Genomic DNA, 19,307 nt, shown 5'->3' on the forward strand with positions numbered 1-19,307 from the left:
AAAGAAAATGAAAAAGAATATTATAAAAGCAATTGTAGCATTTAGTTTATTAGGCTTGTATACTACTTCATGTACTGATGATTTTGTTGATATACAAACCCCTTATACACTAGATTCAGAAACATATTTTAACAGCGAAGAAGATTATCAAAAAGCACTGATAGGTGTATATGACATATTACAATCAACCTATGTTAATGTCCTATTAGGTGAAATAGCTTCAGACAATACACTTTGTGGCGGTGAAAGCGCTACAGACACACCTGGTTTTCAACAAATTGACAACATGACGCACACTCCTGTTAATCCCAATCTTAAAAACGTATGGGACTGGATGTTTGCCGGTGTAAACCGTGCCAACTATATTATGGAGTATCAGGATAAAACCGATTTTGAAGGAAAACAGTATATAATAGCACAAACCCGCTTTTTAAGAGCTTATTTTCATTTTGAGCTGGTAAAATGGTTTGGCGGTATTCCGTTAAAAGGAGATCAGCGCTTTGTAGTAGGAGATGAAACCTCCATACCCCGCGCCAGTAAAGAAGAAGTTTATGCTTCGATAGAAGCAGACCTGCAATATGCTGTAGAAAATATGTATACAGGAGATCAGCAAGCCGGCAGGATAACCTTAGGTGCTGCCAAAGCACTGCTGGGTAAAGTATACCTGTACCAAAATAAATTTAGCCAGGCTGCGGCTATTTTAGAAGAAGTAATACAAAGCGGCGATTATTCGCTTGAAAGTGATTATAACATCATTTTTGAAAATGAAGGTGAAAACGGCTCAGGGTCAGTTTTTGAAGTACAATATACTGACCAGGAAGGTGCCGGTTTTGAATGCCTGCAGTGTAGTGAAGGTAACGTTGCTGTAGGTTTTAACGGTCCCAGAAATTATGTTGGCCCGTTATATGATTCCGGGTATAGTTTTAATGTACCTACACAGGAAGCTTATGATGCCTATGAGCCTGGAGATATTAGAAGGGATGTAGCCATACTGAATATTGAAGCATGGGCAGCAGCAAACCCAGGGGTTGAATATGGCATTGGTTATGAACATACCGGCTATTTTAACAAAAAATATATACCAAGGCAGGGTGACCTTAACCTGGGCGACAATAAGCTAACCAACCCTAATAATTACAGGGCTATACGTTATGCTGATGTATTGCTTATGGCTGCCGAAGCATATAATGAAACCGGTAACGATGAAAAAGCAAGACAATACGTAAATATGGTAAGGGCACGTGCTTTTGGAGATAACAACCATAACTTTACATCATCTGGTGCAGCGCTTGGTGACCAGATATGGGCTGAAAGAAGAAGGGAATTAATGGGGGAAGGCCACCGCTTTTTTGACCTGGTAAGAACCGGCAGGGCAGCTTCGGCAATTGAAGGTTTTACCACCGGTAAAAATGAGTTGTTTCCTATTCCTTACGAAGAAATTCAATTTTCTAACGGTAACTGGGAGCAGAACCCCGGCTATTAATTAAAACTAATAACTATGAAAAATTTAAAGTATATACTAAGCATTCTGTTCATAAGCCTGTTTTTTGGCTGTAGTGAAGACAGCGACACAGGTTTTGCAAATGATGCCGAAGCTCCTTCAAATATTTCGGCACTGTTCACCATTGCACAAGACAACTCTGGCATGGTAACCATAACCCCTTTAGGCGAAGGCGCTACAATGTTTGAAGTGTACTATGGAGACGGCACAACCGAACCCGGCACAGCTACAGTGGGAGAAAAAGTAGTACACCAGTATACCCAGGGCACTTTTAATGTGAAAATTATTGCCACAGGCATAAATGGTAAAACTACCGAGGCCGAAATACCACTAACCGTTTCTTTTTTACCTCCCGAAAACCTGGAAATAAATATAACCCCTTCAGCAGGAAATCCGTTTGAAATAGAGATAAGTGCGACAGCAGACCTTGAACTGTATTTTGAAGCTACTTTTGGTGAAGACCCATCGGCAACGCCTGTACAGTTTATGGAAGGCGAAACCATAACGCATACCTATGCTGCTATAGGTACTTATACAGTAACTGTAACCGCATACAGCGGCGGCACTGAAACAGTAAGTGTAACAGAAGATGTTGTTATCAGCAACCCTTTACTATTACCTATTGATTTTGAAGATGCCACCCAAAATTATGAGTTTACAACCTTTGGCGGTGCAACAGCATCAGTAGCCGATAACCCGGCATCCGGCGGCATAAATACCAGTAGCAAAGTGGGCAGCATTACTCCGGCACAGGGGACAACATGGACAGGGGCATACATTACGCTTGACGAAGTTATAGATATGTCACAGACTTCTTTCAGGATTAAAGTATATTCACCGGCAGCGGGTGTACCTGTATTGCTTAAGCTGGAAAACCTGACAAACGGCGATATAAGTTCAGAAACTACTGCCTATACTACAGTCGCTAACCAGTGGGAAACACTAACTTTTACATTTACAGGTGCAAATGATGATTATTCAAAACTTGTACTGTTTTTTAATGCAGCAAATCCTGGAACTGGCGACACGTATTATTTTGATGATATCGAACAATATACACCTGCGGCAAATTCGATTTTCCCGATAACTTTTGAAAATCCATCAACAAATTATAATTTCGAAGATTTTCAGGGCGCACAAACTTCTGTGGTAAATAATCCAGATCCTTCAGGTATAAACACAAGCGCCAAAGTAGGAAAAATGCTTAAACCAAACGGAAGCCAGGTATGGGCTGGCTCTTATAAAACCTATCCGGCTCCATTTGATTTTACAAGTATGCATACTATAAAAATGAAGGTTTATAGTCCCGCAGTAGGCAAACAGGTGATTTTTAAATTTGAAAACGGAACCGAAGCTATGAACATAGAAAAAAGTGCCTATACTACTGTGGCAAACCAGTGGGAAGAGCTAACTTTTGTATTTGATAACATAGTAAGTGCTAACAACTACAAAACAATTACCCTATTTTTTGATGCGGGTGTAGCCGGTAACGGCGCAAATTATTATTTTGATGATATTCAACTCACAAACTAAAAACTATGAAAGAGATTTTAAAACATGTTGGTAAACTTTTGGTGCTGCTTATATTGGTAAGCAGTTGCCAGGATGATGATAATACGTTCGGTAAAATTATTGCCCCCACAAACCTGGAACTTGGCTATGAAATTATCGGACAGTCGGCAGATAACCCTAATGGTGATGGTAGCGGAAACGCAATACTCACCGCACATGCCGATAACGCAATAACATACAAATTTATATTTGAAGATGAAACAAGCGTTTCAGACGCCTCTGGTAAAATAACAAAACGCTTTACCACCCCCGGCATACACACCTATACTATAACTGTGGTGGCATATGGCAAGGGTGGTGTAAGTACAAGTGGTACTATAGTAGTAGAAGACATTTTAAGTACGTTTAATGATCCTGCTACTACAGAACTTTTAACTGGCAACAGCTCAAAAGTGTGGTATGTAGCGCGTGATGAAACGGCACACCTGGGTGTAGGCCCTAATGATCCTAACCTGCCTGACACGAACTATTGGTGGTCATGGTGGTTTGCACAACCTAATGAAAAAGGAGATTCAGAAACTGAAAATTGTATCTATACAAATAAACTTACTTTTACAAAACAAGGTAACCTTATTAAATATACGTTGGAGAATGATGCCACATTTTTTAATAAGGCGTACCTGTCATTGGTTGGTGAATCAGGCCCTGATGCCTGCGCACCTTTTGATGTATCAGGGGTTAAAAATGTTACGCTTGAACCCGCAGAATCAGTAGTGGCAGAAGAATTTACTACCGGTACACAAATGAAGTTTAGCGATGGCGGCTTTATGGGATATTATATTGGAACTAGTGTTTATGAAATTCTTGAACTTACCGAAAACCGCATGGTAGTAAGGGCGGTTCAGGGTAATGACCCTGCAACAGCATGGTACCAGATATTTACTACGCAAGATCCTGATGGCCCTGTAGACCCTGTATTTACAACCCTTGCCTGGAGTGATGAATTTGACTATACCGGGGCTCCGGACACGGCAAAGTGGAATATGGAAACCGGCGGCGGTGGCTGGGGTAATAATGAGGTACAAAACTATCAGGCAACCGGGAATGCAGTAGTATCTAATAATACACTTAAAATTACAGCAAGGAAAGAGTCTGACGGTACAATTACCTCTGCCCGTATGACAACCCATAACCATTGGGATTTTACTTATGGAAAAGTAGAATTCAGGGCAAAATTACCAACAGTAGGAGGTTCATGGCCAGCGTTATGGATGTTAGGGTCAAATTATTTAACAAACACATGGCCGGGATGTGGAGAAGTAGATGTAATGGAGCATGTTGGTAACGACCTGAATACTATTCATGGTACACTACATTACCCGGAAAACAGTGGTGGTAACGGTAATACCGGCACTACTACTGTAGATGATGTTGCACAATGGCATACCTACTCTGCCGTATGGACAGCAGATTTTATTAAATTTTATGTAGATGACACTCTGTATAAAACATTTAACAACTCACCTAATGTACCATTTAACCATGACTTTTTCATCATCATGAACGTTGCCATGGGCGGTACTTTTGGCGGTAATATAGATGCTGGATTTACTGAAGCAACTATGGAGATTGATTATGTAAGGGTATACCAATAATGAACTTATATATTTTATAATTTTATCCCCGGAAACTGCAAGGCTATAATTAACCTTACAGTTTCCAGGGATTTTATTTTTTTTTGCAATGAACTATACACTACCTAAGTACTTTTCTGCAGCATTACTGGCTTTTGCCTTAGGCTGCGCGACAACCAACACCACCAAAACAGTTGAAGTTTCTCAACAATCAGATACAGACCGCCGCGTAGACTCTGTGCTTAACTTAATGACCCTTCAGGAAAAAATAGGGCAAATGAACCAGTATAATGGTTTTTGGGAAGTAACAGGCCCCGCGCCACGGGGTGGCGCTGCCGCAATGAAATACGATCAGCTTAAAAAAGGCATGGTAGGCTCTATGCTAAATGTGTATGGCACAAAAGATGTAAGGGCATTACAAAAAATAGCCGTTGAAGAAACGCGTCTGGGCATACCGGTTATTTTTGGACTGGATGTTATACATGGATATAAAACCATAAGCCCCATACCACTTGCCGAAGCCGCAAGCTGGGATATGGAGGCCATTCAAAAATCAGCTGAAATTGCAGCCGCAGAAGCTGCTGCTGCAGGAATTAACTGGACCTTTGCACCCATGGTAGATGTGAGTCGCGATGCCCGCTGGGGCCGTGTGATGGAAGGCGCCGGTGAAGACCCTTACTTTAACAGCCGTGTCGCCGAAGCTCGTGTAAAAGGGTTTCAGGGTAATTTGGATGAGTTTCATTTAGCAGCGTGCGTAAAACATTTTGCAGGCTATGCCTTTGCGGAAGCCGGACGTGATTATAATACCGTGGATATAAGTGATAATACACTGCATAATATAATACTCCCCCCATTTAAAGCGGCTTCTGATGCTGGCGCACTTACATTTATGAATTCGTTTAATGAGCTTGAAGGTATACCCGCAACAGGTAATGCTTACCTTCAAAAAGAAATACTAAAAGGCGATTGGGGATTTAAAGGCTTTATTGTTACCGACTGGGGTTCTATGGGTGAAATGATTACACATGGCTATGCTGCAAACCTGAAAGATGCTGCAATGAAAGCTGCCAATGCCGGAAACGACATGGATATGGAATCTGAAGGGTATGTTAAACATCTGGAAGCCCTGGTAAAAGAGGGCAAAGTATCAGAAGAACGTATAAATGATGCCGTGCGCCGTATATTAAGGGTAAAATTTATGATGGGGCTTTTTGATGACCCTTATAAATATTGTGATGAGCAGCGTGAAAAAACTACTATAGGCAAGAAAGAATTTCATGATGGTGTGCTGGATATGGCTAAAAAATCAATTGTATTATTAAAAAACAACAATAACCTGCTTCCCCTTAAAAAAGAAGGACAAAAAATAGCGGTTATAGGTGCGTTGGCTAATGATAAAACAAGTCCGCTGGGCAACTGGCGCATTAATGGTGATGATGGCACTGCCGTTTCGGTTTTAGAAGGCCTTCAGCATTACAAAGGCAACACTATCACTTATGCCAAAGGAGCTGATGTTGTGGTGGGCACCACAACTTTTGGCACTGAAGTCCATATTAACACTACAGATAAAAGTGGCTTTAATGAAGCGGTACAGGCAGCAAAAGCAGCGGATATAGTGGTTATGGTTATTGGTGAATACGGCCTGCAAACCGGCGAGGGCCGCAGCCGCAGTAAAATAGATATTCCCGGAGTACAGGAAGAATTGCTTAAAGCTGTATTTGAAGTAAATAAAAATGTTGTGGTTGTGTTGAACAATGGCAGGCCATTAATCTTAAACTGGGAAGCAGAAAATGTACCAGCCATTGTAGAGGCATGGCACCTGGGTACCGAAAGTGGTAATGCTATTGCACAGGTATTGTATGGCGATTATAACCCTAGCGGAAAACTCCCTATGAGTTTTCCAAAAGCAGTAGGGCAATTACCCATATATTATAATCATAAAAACACAGGCAGGCCAGGAAATGGGCAACCTACCGAAAGTGTATTCTGGTCGCATTACGGAGATATTGATAATGCCCCCCTCTACCCTTTTGGCTATGGTTTAAGCTATTCTTCATTTGCTTATTCAAACCTTACATTAAGTAGTAATTCATTTAATAAAAACGGACAGATTACTGTTAGTGTAGATGTAAAAAACACCAGTAACCGTGACGGTAAAGAAGTAGTACAGCTTTACCTTAGAGATATGGTAGGTTCTGTTACCCGTCCGGTAAAGGAACTAAAAGGGTTTGAACTGGCCGAAATAAAAGCCGGGGAAACCAAAACCATCACTTTTACCATAAGCGAAAAAGATATTGCTTTTTATACTGCCAACAAAATATGGGAAGCAGAGCCAGGTGAATTTGATGTTTTTGTGGGTGGAAGTTCGCAAACTGTGTTAGAATCTTCTTTTACATATACTAACTAATAGAGTTATGAAAAAAATTGCCCTGTTACTGCTTATTACATGTTTTACCTGTACTGCACAGGTTAAAAAAGGTACCCTCGTATGGGAAGAAAATTTTAATGGAAATATTATTGATGAAGCTACCTGGAATTTTGAAGTAGGCGATGGCTGCCCTAATTGTGGGTGGGGTAATAACGAGCGCCAGTTATATACTACAGAGAACCATAAAGTGGAAAATGGTAATTTAGTTATAACGGCTAAAAAACATGACGGTGAATATACTTCAACCAGAATAACCACGGCCAACAAAAAAGAATTTAAATACGGCTATATAGAGGCTCGTGTAAAGTTACCCACCGGGCAGGGCATATGGCCTGCGTTCTGGATGCTGGGATCTGATATTAAAAAAGAGGGCTGGCCTTTATCTGGTGAAATTGATATACTGGAATATTTAGGGCGCGATCCGGATATGGTATATACCACAATTCATACCAAGGCTAACCATGCCGGTAATGCAACCGGTAAAAAAACAGAATTTAAAAATATGGAGGAAGGGTACCACACGTTTGGTATAGATTGGAGTAAACAGGCAATTACTTTTTATGTGGATAACGTAAGTGTTTTTACGTATGCCCCAAAAGTAAAAACAATAGAAAACTGGCCTTTTGATAAACCCTTTTTTATAATACTCAATATGGCCATTGGTGGTAATTTTGGCGGGCCAGAAGTTGACGATAGTATATTTCCGCAGGAATATTATATAGATTATGTAAAAGTTTATTCAGCAGGGTAACATATTTTATACATTGCAGAGTTAGTAAGGCATAGGGCACCTGCCCATTTTTGTTAATTAAAAAAGGTTCAGAAAACTGAACCTTTTTTAATTACATTACTATAAGATATAGTACTTATACTTTGTTGCTGCCTTTTATCAGATTGTAAACTACCATTATTACTGCTACAACAAGTAATAAGTGTATGAATGCACCTGCTATTTTAAAGACTAAGCCCAAAACCCAGACTATAACCATAATAACTGCAATTGTATATAATAAACCTTTCATAACAATATATTTTTAATTAAGTGCTAACTATTTAGCAGCATCAAGGCTTTCTTTAATGCTTTTTGCCTTAGCAAGATGTTCCCTAAGGGTTGGCAACATTCCTGCAGCCCATGCTTTTATGTCGGCATCTTCAGCTTTATCAGCAGCGTCTTCCATTTTGTCAATGGTTTTTTCATGGCCGTCAATCATCATATCAATATATTTTTTATCAAAATCGGCTGCACTTTCATCATTAAGGTCTTCATAAGCCTCTTTTACATCTTCTGTTTCATCCATAGGAAGTGTAATGTTTTTTTGCTGTGCAAGCTGCTTTGTTTGCTCAGATGCTTTGTTATGGTCTTCAACCAGCATTTGGGCATATTCTTTAACCTGTGGGTTAGCGCTTCTTTCCTGAGCTAGTTTACCAAGCTTAATTTCTTTCATATTTACCTCTGTAGCGGTAACAAGATAGTCTGAATCATCTTCCAGGTTGTTGTTAGCATCGTCAAACTTTTCTTCGTTTTGCTCTTCAGCTGCTTCGGCAGGGTCAGTTTCTTTATTATCCTTACAAGATGTCATTCCTAATGACATAGTTAATACGGCTGCAAAAAGGAATCCTTTGCTAAATAATGATGTTCTTTTCATAATAGTTGTTTATTTACTGTTATTTGTTCTTCCAAAATTACAACATATAAAAGGCTGACTATGTTAGTATAATCACAATTTGTGTTATTAAAATACTAAAAGAATTTTCCTGTAAAAAAACATTCTTTCTTGGCAGTAACTCACAGCCGATTTTAAAATTGTATTAGCTTTGCAGTACAATTAAGTTTGAAAATGATTAACCCCTCTGCATCCGGCTGGATAGATAAATTTTTTAGTAAGCCCATAAAGCTGCCTGTTTATAAGAGTCCACAGGATTTTTATAATTCGGTGCGCGATACCGGCTTTATATACGGGCATGTAATAGATTTTAACAGCCTGGATTTTTCTGAGAGCCGCGAATGGAATACTGAAGAAATTACCAAAGCAGGCCTGCTTAACGTGCTTTATGAAATGTACCGGATGGTTACAACCGATAGCGACATTAAAAATTTTACTGCACAAGCAGCTGCCTTTTATAAGCAAATGCAGCCGGAAGGCTTTAGCATTAATTTATTTAAAAAAGTGTTAGGCACCCCTGCCCCTGCCAGGCAGCTTGAAGAAATACTGGACGCACGGGTAAAAACTAACGACAATATTATAAGCAGAAACTTTTCTCACATACTCATAAATGCACTGTTGTTTATGGATGTGCTTGCTTTTGAACGTTATTTACAACACGAAGGCCTTCCACAGGATTATTTGCGTAAACTGGAAGAAACCGTAACAGGGCTTATATCTGTTACTTTAAAAACCAAAGCCCTGCCTACTAAGTATGACAGGCTTTTGATTAAACTCTTTGAAGCATCGGTACGATATATTAAATTTTCTGATATTAAAACCGATGATTTAAATGATATACCGCTGGATTATTTTACACAAAATACAGAAAAGCTATATCTGCTGGATATGGCCGGCATGGCTATATGGAGTGATGTTGAAGCGCAGCATGCAGAAAATAATTTTATTTATACATTAGCATCAAGATTAGGCCTTAGTGAAGCTCAGGCTACAGAGAGTATTGCCTCTTTTGCAGTATTTCTTAAAATACACCGCCATAAAATACCGTATTTTAAATACTCAAACCCGGTAAAGCATTTTTATGAGCACGCCACACAAAATGTAATGTTGCTTGTAAACCGCAACAGGAAACGTTTAGTAAAAGAAATTTCTAATAACGGCGAACTTGTATTACTGCTTACCCACTCCACACACAGGTCTCTGGATAAAAAAGAAAAGAAAAAGATAAAAAAACAATTGCTGGAAATTTGCAAAACTGTTCCCTCGCTGGCTATTTTCCTGCTACCGGGCGGTAGCCTGCTGTTACCCCTGCTTATTAAACTGATACCGCAAATGCTGCCTTCTATTTTTAATGAAAATCTTGAGCAGGAAGACAGTAATTAATAGTTTATCTGGTAATTTATTAAAATCACCAAACTGTATAAAAAATGAAAAGCCCCGGTATTTTCCCGGGGCTTTCACATAAATGTTATAAAATTATAACATCAACCTGTCAACAGTATCAAGGTCCTTATTATCACATAAGTTAACTTCCAAATCTTTCACAATACCAGAATTAAGCCCGTATACCCAACCATGCAGGCAAAGTTGCTGGCCATTTTTCCAGGCTCCCTGTACAATTGATGTCTTGGCAAGGTCAAACACCTGTTCTTTTACATTAATCTCTACAAAGGCGTTAAACCGTTCCGTTTCATTTACAATAGAGTTCAGGTACTGGTGGTGCAGCCTGTAAACATCTTTTATATGGCGTATCCAGTTATCTATAATGCCTATATGCTGGTTGCCCATAGCGGCTTTTACCCCACCGCAGCCATAATGCCCACATACAATTATATGTTTTACCTTTAATACATTTACCGCATAATCTACCACGCTAAGCATATTCATATCGCTGTGTATTACCATATTGGCAATATTACGGTGCACAAAAACTTCTCCCGGCTCAGCGCCGATAATTTCATTTGCCGGCACACGGCTGTCAGCGCAGCCAATCCATAGCAAAGGGGGCTCCTGCCCTTTTGCAAGCCTTTCAAAAAACTCCGGGTTTTCCTTTAGTTTTTTTTCAGACCATACCTTGTTATTTTCAAGTATCTTTTTATAAAAATTATCGCTGCTGTCTATATTTTTCATAGTATTTTAATTAGCCTGTTGCCTATATATTATCAATTTTTGTTTTTGCAGGTTCTGCATGTTCAATAAAAACATGCTCCCCCGTCACAGAGTCATCAAGGTCATATTTATCCTTGAAGCCCATAAGTTTTACAGAAATGTTTTTTTCCGGGGCAATAATATCCCTGAACTCCTTTACAAGATCCTGCACGTCATGCGCTATATATACCGTATCAGAGGCATCAATAACTACTGCGGCGTTTTCAGGAATATTATTAAATGTTGCCTTAATAGCAGCTTTATTTAGAAAGGAAACTTCCTGTGCAAGATCTATATGTATTATATCGCCTTCGGCATAAGCCTCTTTCCTGAAATTGTAGGCCCTTTTTAAATTTCCCCTCAATATAAAAATAATGCTTATAACCATACCCAGCGCCACACCCTTTAACAGGTCTGTAGCTACAACAGCTACCAGTGTAGCAATAAAAGGAATAAACTGGTATTTGCCTTTTTGCCAGAAGTGCTTTAATTTGGCAGGAGATGCCAGTTTAAAACCGATTACAATAAGTATAGCGGCAAGTGTTGCCAGGGGAATACGGTTTAATAAATGCGGAATGGCCAGCACACATATTAACAGTAAAAAACCATGTATAATAGCTGATTTTTTTGTTTTTGCTCCTGAGTTGGCATTTGCAGATGACCGCACCACTACCGATGTTAAGGGCAATCCGCCAAGCATTGCACTTATCATATTACCTATCCCTTGGGCTTTGAGCTCTCTGTTAGTATTAGTATAACGCTTTTGCTCATCCATCCTGTCTGAGGCTTCTATGCACAACAAGGTTTCTATAGAGGCTACTACAGTAATGGTAGCAGCTGTAACCCATACAGCACTATTAGTAAAGGCTGTAAAATCGGGTATAATTATTATGTTTTTTAGCTCCTCCCAGCTTTCGGGCACCGGAAGGGTAACTAAGTGCTGCGGCTGTAGTGCCAGATCACTCCCTGTGGCTATAAAAATCTCATTAATAATTACTCCTACAAGTACTACTACCAGCGCACCGGGCACCAACTTTAACTTTTTTAAAGCAGGCACTTTACCCCACACTATAAGTAAAATAAGTGCTACTATAGCAATTAAAACCGCACCGGGATCAAAACGTGCCAGAATATCGGGAATATCTGAAAAAGGGTTGGAACCATCAAGCCTGAAAAGTGATTCATCACCCTGATAGCTTTTATCATACCCAACAGCATGCTCTACCTCATTAAGTATTATAATGATGCCTATACCTGCCAGCATACCCTCTATAACATTTGTAGGTATATAGTTAGATATGGCGCCTGCCCTTATAAAACCAAGCAACAACTGCATTGCACCGGCTATAAAGCCACACAACAAAAATGTTTCGAATGAATTGAAAGAGGCTATGGCTGTTAAAACTATGGCTGCAAGGCCCGCGGCAGGCCCGGAAACACTGATGTGGGAATTACTGAGTGTGCCCACAACAATACCACCTACAATACCGGCTATAATACCCGATAAAGGCGGTGCGCCAGAAGCCAGGGCTATGCCCATACATAACGGTAGCGCCACCAAAAAAACCACAAGACCCGATGGAAAATCTGCCTTGAGGCTGGCAAAAAAAGCTGTTTTTTTTGTCATGCCAAAAAATATAATACATTAAAAAATTAAATACTTGTGTATTTATTATCAGCTAAATAGCTGCAAAAAAAATGTATTATATAATTTCGGGAGGGGGTAAAAAAATATCTCCAAAAACATTATCATGCTTTTGGAGATTTTCAGACTTTATAAGTGTTGACTTTTTTGCTGCTTTATAAAAAGAAATTTCAAACTCAAAGTGCAGCCCTAACTGCACCTCTTTAATTTCTTTCTGCATTTCTTCTTCGTTAAGATCGCAAACCAATGATATATCATCCTCTTCTTCCTGTACCAGGCTCACTATTGTGGGTGCTGACAGAAAGGCAAAGAATAAAAATACCATTATGTTTACCAAAACCTTCATTATTGCGAAGATAGATAAAAAATTAATAACTTCTTTGCTGCAATACTATATTTCCTCTTCGCTCCAGGCTTTCATCATCCACATGGTTTTTTCCTGCTCTTTTATAAAATCGCTCATCATGCTGTTAGTACCTTCGTCTTCAATTTTGGCGCTTTCTTCAAGAATTACACGCTCAATTTTTAAAAGCCCTGATAGAGATTCCATAATCAGGCCTACTGCTTCGGTATCTTTAGATACATTTTTGCCTACAGTAAGTTTATTATTGGTAACATAATCATCAAAAGTATGCAGCGGTACGGCACCCAGGGTAAGTATACGTTCGGCCACCATATCTATTTTTAGCTGTGCATCATTATACAACTCTTCAAACTTAACGTGGAGGTCAAAAAAGCGTTTACCCCTAATATTCCAATGGATGCCGCGCAGGTTTTGATAATATACCTGAAAATTTGAAAGTAAAATATTGAGTTCAGCAGCTATAAGTTCTGTTTCTTTTACCGGTAAACCTAAAATGTTAGTTTTTTCTTTTGCCTGTGTTTTCATTACCTCTATTTTTTGTAAGTTTTTACATCACTAAACTATTGTAAATTTAGTTATTTATTCAATAGCCTTTATCAATAGTTTTTATAATTTTATCATAAAAACTTATACTATGACCATTACACAGTTGTATTATGTGCTTGCTGTAGCTGAACATAAAAATTTTACCGTGGCCGCGGAGCGATGTTTTGTTACCCAGCCTACACTAAGTATGCAGATACAAAAACTTGAGGAAGAACTTGATGTACAAATATTTGACCGTAGCAAAAAACCTATCCAACTTACGGAAGTAGGCCAAAAAATAGTAACACAAGCCAAAAATATAGTGAGTGAATCTGGCAGGATTAAAGATATAGTAGACCAGCAAAAGGGATATATAGGTGGCGATTTTAAAGTAGGTATCATCCCTACAATTATGCCTACGCTATTACCTATGTTTATAAATAATTTTATTAAAAAATACCCGAAGGTTAACCTGATTATTGAAGAGCATACTACCGAAGAAATTATCAGGATGGTAAAAAATGGGCAGCTGGATGCAGCTATAGCCGCCACACCACTTGATGAAGAAAGCATAAAAGAAATTGTACTGTATTATGAGCCTTTTGTTGCTTATGTGCCCGAAAATAACCCATCGTTTAAAAAGAAGGAGTTTGAGGTAGAAGACCTTGAAATGAACCTGAGCAATATACTGCTTTTGCAGGACGGGCATTGTTTCAGGAATAATGTGCTTAACATCTGTAAAGCTTCATCACTCCCCTCAGATAACCAGTTTCATATTGAAAGCGGCAGTTTTGAAACCATGATAAGACTGGCTGACGAAGGCCTTGGTATGACGCTACTACCTTACCTGCACACACTTAATATGGATAGCAAATCTACTGCCAAATTACGGCCCTTTAAAGAACCCAGCCCGTCTAGGGAGGTAAGTTTAATATATAGTAAAAAAGAACTTAAACTGCATATTATAGATGCCCTCCGCAACACTATATCCGGAGTGGTAAGGGGCGCTATAGCTTTTCAGAATGTTGCTATAACCAGCCCACTGCAAAAAAAGTGATAAAAAAAGCGGCTACCTTTGAGGCAGCCGCTTTTTTATTTTTCTATGTATACCAGGCAAGCTTTAAGCTCCGGTTTTGAAACAGTAAATTTATACAACCAGTCAACTAGTTGTTCAAGTTCGTAAGGCAGAAGCATTTTTAGGGCTTTCTCTACTTCTTTACAAAAAAGTGCAGGATCAAAACTCACATTTTCCAACACTGTTTTGGTATAACCAAACATTGATGTAGGCATTATTTTTAAATTTTATTTTTTTGGTTAGAACTATAAGAACGTGCGGTAAAATTAATACTTTTTTCGTAAAATAAAAGCTAAATATTCATAAAAAATCGTTTTCGTAATTTGTAAATAACAAATTATTTAACACTTTTTTAGTTTTTAATTGCCCTTAGCATTTCCCTTTTGCCAGGTGGGCCAGGAAGCTTCTCTACCAAAAAGCCTGCCTGTTTCATTGCATTTTTAATAACCGTGCGGCAGGCATAAGTAACCAGTATGCCGCCGGGTTTTAAGGCGGTATACATTTTTTTAAAAATTTCAGGGCTCCATAAGTCCGGTTGGGCATGATAGCCAAAAGCATCAAAATAAACGAGATCATAAACTGATTCATCTACAATATCCTGAAAGAACTGCCTTCGTTTATGCAGGGTGAAGCCATTACTTAAAGTTATAGCTGCCCCCCAGGGGCTATCATGCATTTTTATAAAAACATCTTTGTATAACCCCTGCTTAAGCTGCTGCGGGTAATTAAGCTTCCCTGCCTCTTCAATATCTACCGGATACGCTTCTATACCAGTATAATGAACAAGCCTTTTATTATTTACATTCTCTATGTAAGTAATAAAAGCATTAAGCCCTGTACCAAAGCCTATTTCTAATATACTGATGTCTTCTTTACTTTTTAATGAAAGCCCGTGCTGAATAAAAACATGGTAAGCCTCTTGGATAGCCCCAAATTTAGAATGGTAGCTTTCATTCATTTCCGGCAGGTGTATGGTTACAGAGCCATCTTCTGTAGTAATAATTTCCCTTTTCACGGTAGTTATAAAAAAGGCTGTTGAAGTAACAGCCATATATAAAAATTAATCAATATATAGTTTTTTAATGCGTGGTATAGGCCCCTGGCATTTTTGCTCATGGCATGCAACGCATGATGAAACCGCCTCATTAAAATGGGCTTTGGTATTTACAGTATCGGTATATATAAGGCGCTGCGCCTCTATAAACTTTTTTGCCTGCTCCTTAAAAAAGGCGTCATTTTCTTTGCCATCAGTCATTACGGCATCGTGTATTTTTAAAATATGGGTTGGAAAATTACCCGGGTTTACCCCGGAAGTTATTTTATTTTTCAACAGCATATTTTCGGCATACATTTGTTCCATAAGCGATGCCATTTCGCTCATTTCATACATTTTAAACTCTTTTTCAGGCTTTGCATCACAGTTTTCCCCGTGTTTCGTTTTTGTCACCCCCTGCTGTTTTTTATTACAGGCAATAAACAATAGAGTACTAAGCGTTAAAAAAGCTATATAAATTCTATGCCGTATAGCCATTATAATGTTTTACTTATAAGTACACCATCGGCAAGAAAATTATATTCAAATTCAGGTTCCGTAATTTTGGCAATCTCCTCTTTACTTTTCCCTTCATCTTCGGCATAATGTTTAAGTTCGGCTACAGAAGTTTCGCTAACATAAGCCTTACCGTTAACAATAGCCTCCTGCCCTGCCGAATTCATTGGCACAAAAAAGGCATAATCTTTAAATTTCACAAAGCTTTCTTCTCCGTCTGCCAGTTCAAGCTTCATCCAGCAGCCTTTTCGCTGGCATACATCTTTTACTTTAGTTTTAAAAGTAACATTTATCGTATCACCTGCTTTTAGTGTTTTATATTTATTATACATCTGTTCGCTGGTAATCGCCCTGTCTGCAGTAATTTTATCGCCAAATTGTGCATATTCCCCACTTTCTGTATTTACAGGTTCACCATTTTCTGATGCCGTTTCAACAATATTATCTATCACTATATCTCCCTGGTCTGTATTATTTTCATTTTTACACGAAAAAAACATTGTAAGTGCTGCAATTGCCAAAAATGACTTTCTCATTTTAATAAAATTTAAAATATATAAAGCAAAAATATGCAGAAACTTTAAAAAGGGCAATGTATTATGTCTATTTATTACACTTTGCTACAACCTGTTAAATAATGCTGAATAATAATTGCGTTGCCCTGTATCTTAAAAAAATGGAAATTTTTAGTAAATTTGCTGTCAACACAACTTTACTACTAACAATAATACTATTGTATCCTGATGAGCGAAAATCAAACCCAGTCCTTTATTATTAACAGGGCTGCCACATCGAAAATAGAGAATATTGATTTTGAAAACTTACCGTTTGGGAGTGTATTTACAGATCATATGCTTTATTGCGATTATAAAAGTGGCGAATGGGGCACACCGGTTATAAAGCCGTATGAACCCCTAACAATGGATCCTTCATCGAGGGTATTTCATTACGGCCAGGCTATTTTTGAAGGCATGAAAGCCTATAAAGATGAAAATGATGACGTATGGCTTTTCCGTCCTGACCAGAATTTGACCCGTTTCAATAAATCTGCTGTTAGGCTTGCCATGCCCGAAATACCTGAAGAAGTATTTATTGAAGGCCTTAAACAACTTATCAATATAGATAAAGCATGGGTTAAAAAAGGTAAGGGCAACTCTCTTTATCTGCGCCCTTTTATGATAGCAACCGGCCATGGCGTTATAGCTGCTCCTTCTGGCCAGTATCGTTTCATGATTATCCTGTCACCTTCAAAAGCGTATTACCAGGGCGATGTAAAAGTGCTTATTGCCGAACATTACAGCCGTGCTGCCAATGGCGGTATAGGTGCTGCCAAAGCTGCTGCTAATTATTCAGCACAGTTTTACCCTACCCTGCTTGCCAACAAACAGGGGTACCAACAGGTTATCTGGACGGACGATGCTACGCATACCAAACTGGAAGAAGCAGGTACCATGAATATATTCTTCCGCATTAATGATACTCTTTATACCGCGCCTACAAGCGAACGTATACTGGACGGCGTAACCCGTAAAAGTATAATAGACCTTGCAAAACGTGAAAATATAACTGTAGAAGTACGCCCCGTATTAGTTGATGAAATTATTGAAGCCAGTAAAAATGGCTCTTTAAAAGAAATATTTGGTGCCGGTACGGCAGCGGTTATAAACCCTATTACAGGTTTTAGCTACCAGGACACCTACTATGAACTGCCGAGGCAGGACAACCCCATGGCACTGGACCTAAAAAATAAACTTACTGATATACAATATAAACTGGCTGAAGATACTTTTGGCTGGACAATAAAGATCTAAATAAATAAAGGCCGCAATTTAATTGCGGCCTTTTTATTTTAAAATTTTAATATTTCAGTAAAATCGGGCTTAAAATAGCCCGGGCCCTTCATAACCTTGCCGTCTTCACGGTAAATGGGTTTTCCATCTGCACCCAATTTACTCATATTGCTGCGCTGAATTTCATCAAATACTTCTTCTATTTTGTGTTGCAGGCCATGCTCTATAATGGTACCGCATAAAATATACAACATATCGCCAAGTGCATCGGCTACTTCTGTAAGGTCGTTATTTTGGGCTGCTTCCAGATACTCTTCGTTTTCCTCTTTCATTAAACTATATCTCAGCACATTAAGTTTTTCGCCAAGGCTGGCAGTCGGTATTTTTCCGGTACCTAAACCAAAAGATGAATGAAAAAGAGTTACATGGTCTAATTGTTTTTTCATGCTCTATAAATTTTTACTTTTTAAAAATATAAAAAGTCAGCCATCAAAATTGTAGTTTTGCAAAAAAGATTTTAACATGTTTAGTACCGGACAACTGGTTTTTGCTGCCTGTTTTATAGTGGTTTTTATATTTGCAATGATATATGTATACAGAAAAGACCTTACACTTCACAAAAAATATTATAAAGGCAGTTACTGGATACTTATTAGCCTGTTACTTTTTATTTTTATATTATTTATCATGAAAACCCTGTTGAAAAACGAATCTTAATAAGATGTTAAAAAATCAATTGACAAAATCCCCACACATGGGGATTTTTTTTTAACTTTTGTTTCTGAAATTTGTATTCATTAACCCTAACAATTATAAAATGTCACAACAGACCACCAATGATTTTACGTACACAATTAATGGTTACTATCACAACCCTGCGCAAGCATCATTATTTGTATGCTTACCGCCGGAACTGCGAAAGGGCGAGTATATTTTTGGAAATCAATATAACATATCACAAAATATAAATGGAAGCCACCTGAATGCTGTTGCCATACTTTTTAAGTGTGATGATAATACCACCCCACTGTTTAATAGTGCGCAAACCTATTATAAAAAACAGTTTAACCTTACTTCTTTTTCTTCTAGCCACTCAGGTGCTAGGCCTTATGATATTAATGCTGATAAAACACTTATTGTATTTTTTCATGATGACAGCTTTAATCAAAACCATGACCTTGAGATACTCTATAACATGATACCTGATGCTTATAACAAAATCACAACAGACCAGCAGCCCTATAATACTCAAATTGCCGAGAAAGAACCCCGTAGAGCAGGTATGAGCATTGTGCCCAAATTTTAATCCGTAATAAAAATAATGCATAACAAATGTAAGCTTCTCCTTTTTCTTATACTTATTTTATCAACTCTAAACTGCTATAGCCAAAAAATAAATTTTAAGCAATTAGAGCAGCAAATTGAAAGTGGGAATTATAAAAATTGCCTGATAAAGCTTAAAAAAACAGACA

20 protein-coding genes are annotated in these 19,307 nt (G+C 38.4%); 9 read left to right on the forward strand and 11 right to left on the reverse strand.

All coding sequences use genetic code 11. The features are described 5' to 3' along the window. Window positions 1–7 precede the first annotated feature (7 nt). The 5 genes from ABS766_RS04840 to ABS766_RS04860 all read left to right on the forward strand — a co-directional run bounded on the left by ABS766_RS04840 (window position 8) and on the right by ABS766_RS04860 (window position 7,826). Complete coding sequence (locus ABS766_RS04840; protein WP_408083993.1) at window positions 8–1,483, forward strand: RagB/SusD family nutrient uptake outer membrane protein; 1,476 nt, start codon at window positions 8–10, stop codon at window positions 1,481–1,483. A 15-nt stretch (window positions 1,484–1,498) separates the two neighbouring features. Then, complete coding sequence (locus tag ABS766_RS04845; RefSeq protein ID WP_408083994.1) at window positions 1,499–3,034, forward strand: hypothetical protein; 1,536 nt, start codon at window positions 1,499–1,501, stop codon at window positions 3,032–3,034. A gap of 5 nt (window positions 3,035–3,039) precedes the next feature. Continuing rightward, window positions 3,040–4,668: a glycoside hydrolase family 16 protein gene (locus ABS766_RS04850; RefSeq protein ID WP_408083995.1), complete on the forward strand. Its 1,629-nt coding sequence runs from the start codon at window positions 3,040–3,042 to the stop codon at window positions 4,666–4,668. An 88-nt stretch (window positions 4,669–4,756) separates the two neighbouring features. Further along, window positions 4,757–7,054 (forward strand): beta-glucosidase BglX, encoded by a 2,298-nt coding sequence (gene bglX / locus ABS766_RS04855; RefSeq protein ID WP_408083996.1) that lies wholly within the window; start codon window positions 4,757–4,759, stop codon window positions 7,052–7,054. Window positions 7,055–7,061: 7 nt separating this feature from the next. Beyond that, window positions 7,062–7,826 (forward strand): glycoside hydrolase family 16 protein, encoded by a 765-nt coding sequence (locus tag ABS766_RS04860; RefSeq protein WP_408083997.1) that lies wholly within the window; start codon window positions 7,062–7,064, stop codon window positions 7,824–7,826. A 115-nt stretch (window positions 7,827–7,941) separates the two neighbouring features. Here the strand turns inward: ABS766_RS04860 and ABS766_RS04865 are convergent, their stop codons facing one another. Next, window positions 7,942–8,097 (reverse strand): lmo0937 family membrane protein, encoded by a 156-nt coding sequence (locus tag ABS766_RS04865; protein WP_408083998.1) that lies wholly within the window; start codon window positions 8,095–8,097, stop codon window positions 7,942–7,944. 27 nt (window positions 8,098–8,124) lie between these two features. Continuing rightward, on the reverse strand, window positions 8,125–8,721 hold the full coding sequence (locus ABS766_RS04870) for a DUF4142 domain-containing protein (protein WP_408083999.1): 597 nt from the start codon (window positions 8,719–8,721) through the stop codon (window positions 8,125–8,127). Window positions 8,722–8,913: 192 nt separating this feature from the next. Here ABS766_RS04870 and ABS766_RS04875 point away from each other — a divergent pair, with 192 nt between their 5' ends. Next, complete coding sequence (locus ABS766_RS04875) at window positions 8,914–10,122, forward strand: LETM1-related biofilm-associated protein (protein ID WP_408084000.1); 1,209 nt, start codon at window positions 8,914–8,916, stop codon at window positions 10,120–10,122. 93 nt (window positions 10,123–10,215) lie between these two features. On the opposite strand, the gene can is transcribed toward ABS766_RS04875, so the two are convergent. The 4 genes from can to ABS766_RS04895 all read right to left on the reverse strand — a co-directional run bounded on the left by can (window position 10,216) and on the right by ABS766_RS04895 (window position 13,421). After that, the gene (gene can / locus ABS766_RS04880) at window positions 10,216–10,869 is read right to left on the reverse strand and encodes a carbonate dehydratase (RefSeq protein WP_408084001.1); all 654 of its coding nucleotides are present in this window, start codon (window positions 10,867–10,869) and stop codon (window positions 10,216–10,218) included. A 22-nt stretch (window positions 10,870–10,891) separates the two neighbouring features. Continuing rightward, window positions 10,892–12,514: a SulP family inorganic anion transporter gene (locus ABS766_RS04885; protein WP_408084002.1), complete on the reverse strand. Its 1,623-nt coding sequence runs from the start codon at window positions 12,512–12,514 to the stop codon at window positions 10,892–10,894. A gap of 76 nt (window positions 12,515–12,590) precedes the next feature. Beyond that, a complete protein-coding gene (locus ABS766_RS04890) occupies window positions 12,591–12,878 on the reverse strand; it encodes a hypothetical protein (protein ID WP_408084003.1) in 288 nt (95 codons plus the stop codon). Between the two features lie 45 nt (window positions 12,879–12,923). After that, the gene (locus ABS766_RS04895) at window positions 12,924–13,421 is read right to left on the reverse strand and encodes a Dps family protein (protein ID WP_408084004.1); all 498 of its coding nucleotides are present in this window, start codon (window positions 13,419–13,421) and stop codon (window positions 12,924–12,926) included. A gap of 109 nt (window positions 13,422–13,530) precedes the next feature. On the opposite strand from ABS766_RS04895, the gene ABS766_RS04900 reads away from it, so the two are divergent. Continuing rightward, the gene (locus ABS766_RS04900) at window positions 13,531–14,478 is read left to right on the forward strand and encodes a hydrogen peroxide-inducible genes activator (RefSeq protein ID WP_408084005.1); all 948 of its coding nucleotides are present in this window, start codon (window positions 13,531–13,533) and stop codon (window positions 14,476–14,478) included. Window positions 14,479–14,513: 35 nt separating this feature from the next. On the opposite strand, the gene ABS766_RS04905 is transcribed toward ABS766_RS04900, so the two are convergent. The 4 genes from ABS766_RS04905 to ABS766_RS04920 all read right to left on the reverse strand — a co-directional run bounded on the left by ABS766_RS04905 (window position 14,514) and on the right by ABS766_RS04920 (window position 16,581). Next, window positions 14,514–14,711, reverse strand: a complete 198-nt coding sequence (locus ABS766_RS04905; protein WP_408084006.1) for a hypothetical protein — start codon at window positions 14,709–14,711, stop codon at window positions 14,514–14,516. A gap of 137 nt (window positions 14,712–14,848) precedes the next feature. After that, window positions 14,849–15,547: a tRNA (5-methylaminomethyl-2-thiouridine)(34)-methyltransferase MnmD gene (gene mnmD / locus ABS766_RS04910; protein WP_408084007.1), complete on the reverse strand. Its 699-nt coding sequence runs from the start codon at window positions 15,545–15,547 to the stop codon at window positions 14,849–14,851. Window positions 15,548–15,556: 9 nt separating this feature from the next. Then, complete coding sequence (locus ABS766_RS04915) at window positions 15,557–15,943, reverse strand: hypothetical protein (protein ID WP_408084008.1); 387 nt, start codon at window positions 15,941–15,943, stop codon at window positions 15,557–15,559. Between the two features lie 83 nt (window positions 15,944–16,026). Further along, complete coding sequence (locus ABS766_RS04920; protein WP_408084009.1) at window positions 16,027–16,581, reverse strand: DUF4920 domain-containing protein; 555 nt, start codon at window positions 16,579–16,581, stop codon at window positions 16,027–16,029. A gap of 207 nt (window positions 16,582–16,788) precedes the next feature. Between ABS766_RS04920 and ABS766_RS04925 the strand changes: the two genes are divergently transcribed. After that, window positions 16,789–17,856 (forward strand): branched-chain amino acid aminotransferase, encoded by a 1,068-nt coding sequence (locus ABS766_RS04925; protein WP_408084010.1) that lies wholly within the window; start codon window positions 16,789–16,791, stop codon window positions 17,854–17,856. Window positions 17,857–17,894: 38 nt separating this feature from the next. On the opposite strand, the gene ABS766_RS04930 is transcribed toward ABS766_RS04925, so the two are convergent. Further along, complete coding sequence (locus ABS766_RS04930; protein ID WP_408084011.1) at window positions 17,895–18,281, reverse strand: pyrophosphohydrolase domain-containing protein; 387 nt, start codon at window positions 18,279–18,281, stop codon at window positions 17,895–17,897. A 371-nt stretch (window positions 18,282–18,652) separates the two neighbouring features. On the opposite strand from ABS766_RS04930, the gene ABS766_RS04935 reads away from it, so the two are divergent. Beyond that, window positions 18,653–19,141 (forward strand): hypothetical protein, encoded by a 489-nt coding sequence (locus ABS766_RS04935; protein WP_408084012.1) that lies wholly within the window; start codon window positions 18,653–18,655, stop codon window positions 19,139–19,141. The last annotated feature ends 166 nt before the right edge of the window (window positions 19,142–19,307 follow it).

The organism is Flavobacterium rhizosphaerae, assembly GCF_046000445.1.
Classification (GTDB): domain Bacteria; phylum Bacteroidota; class Bacteroidia; order Flavobacteriales; family Flavobacteriaceae; genus Flavobacterium; species Flavobacterium rhizosphaerae.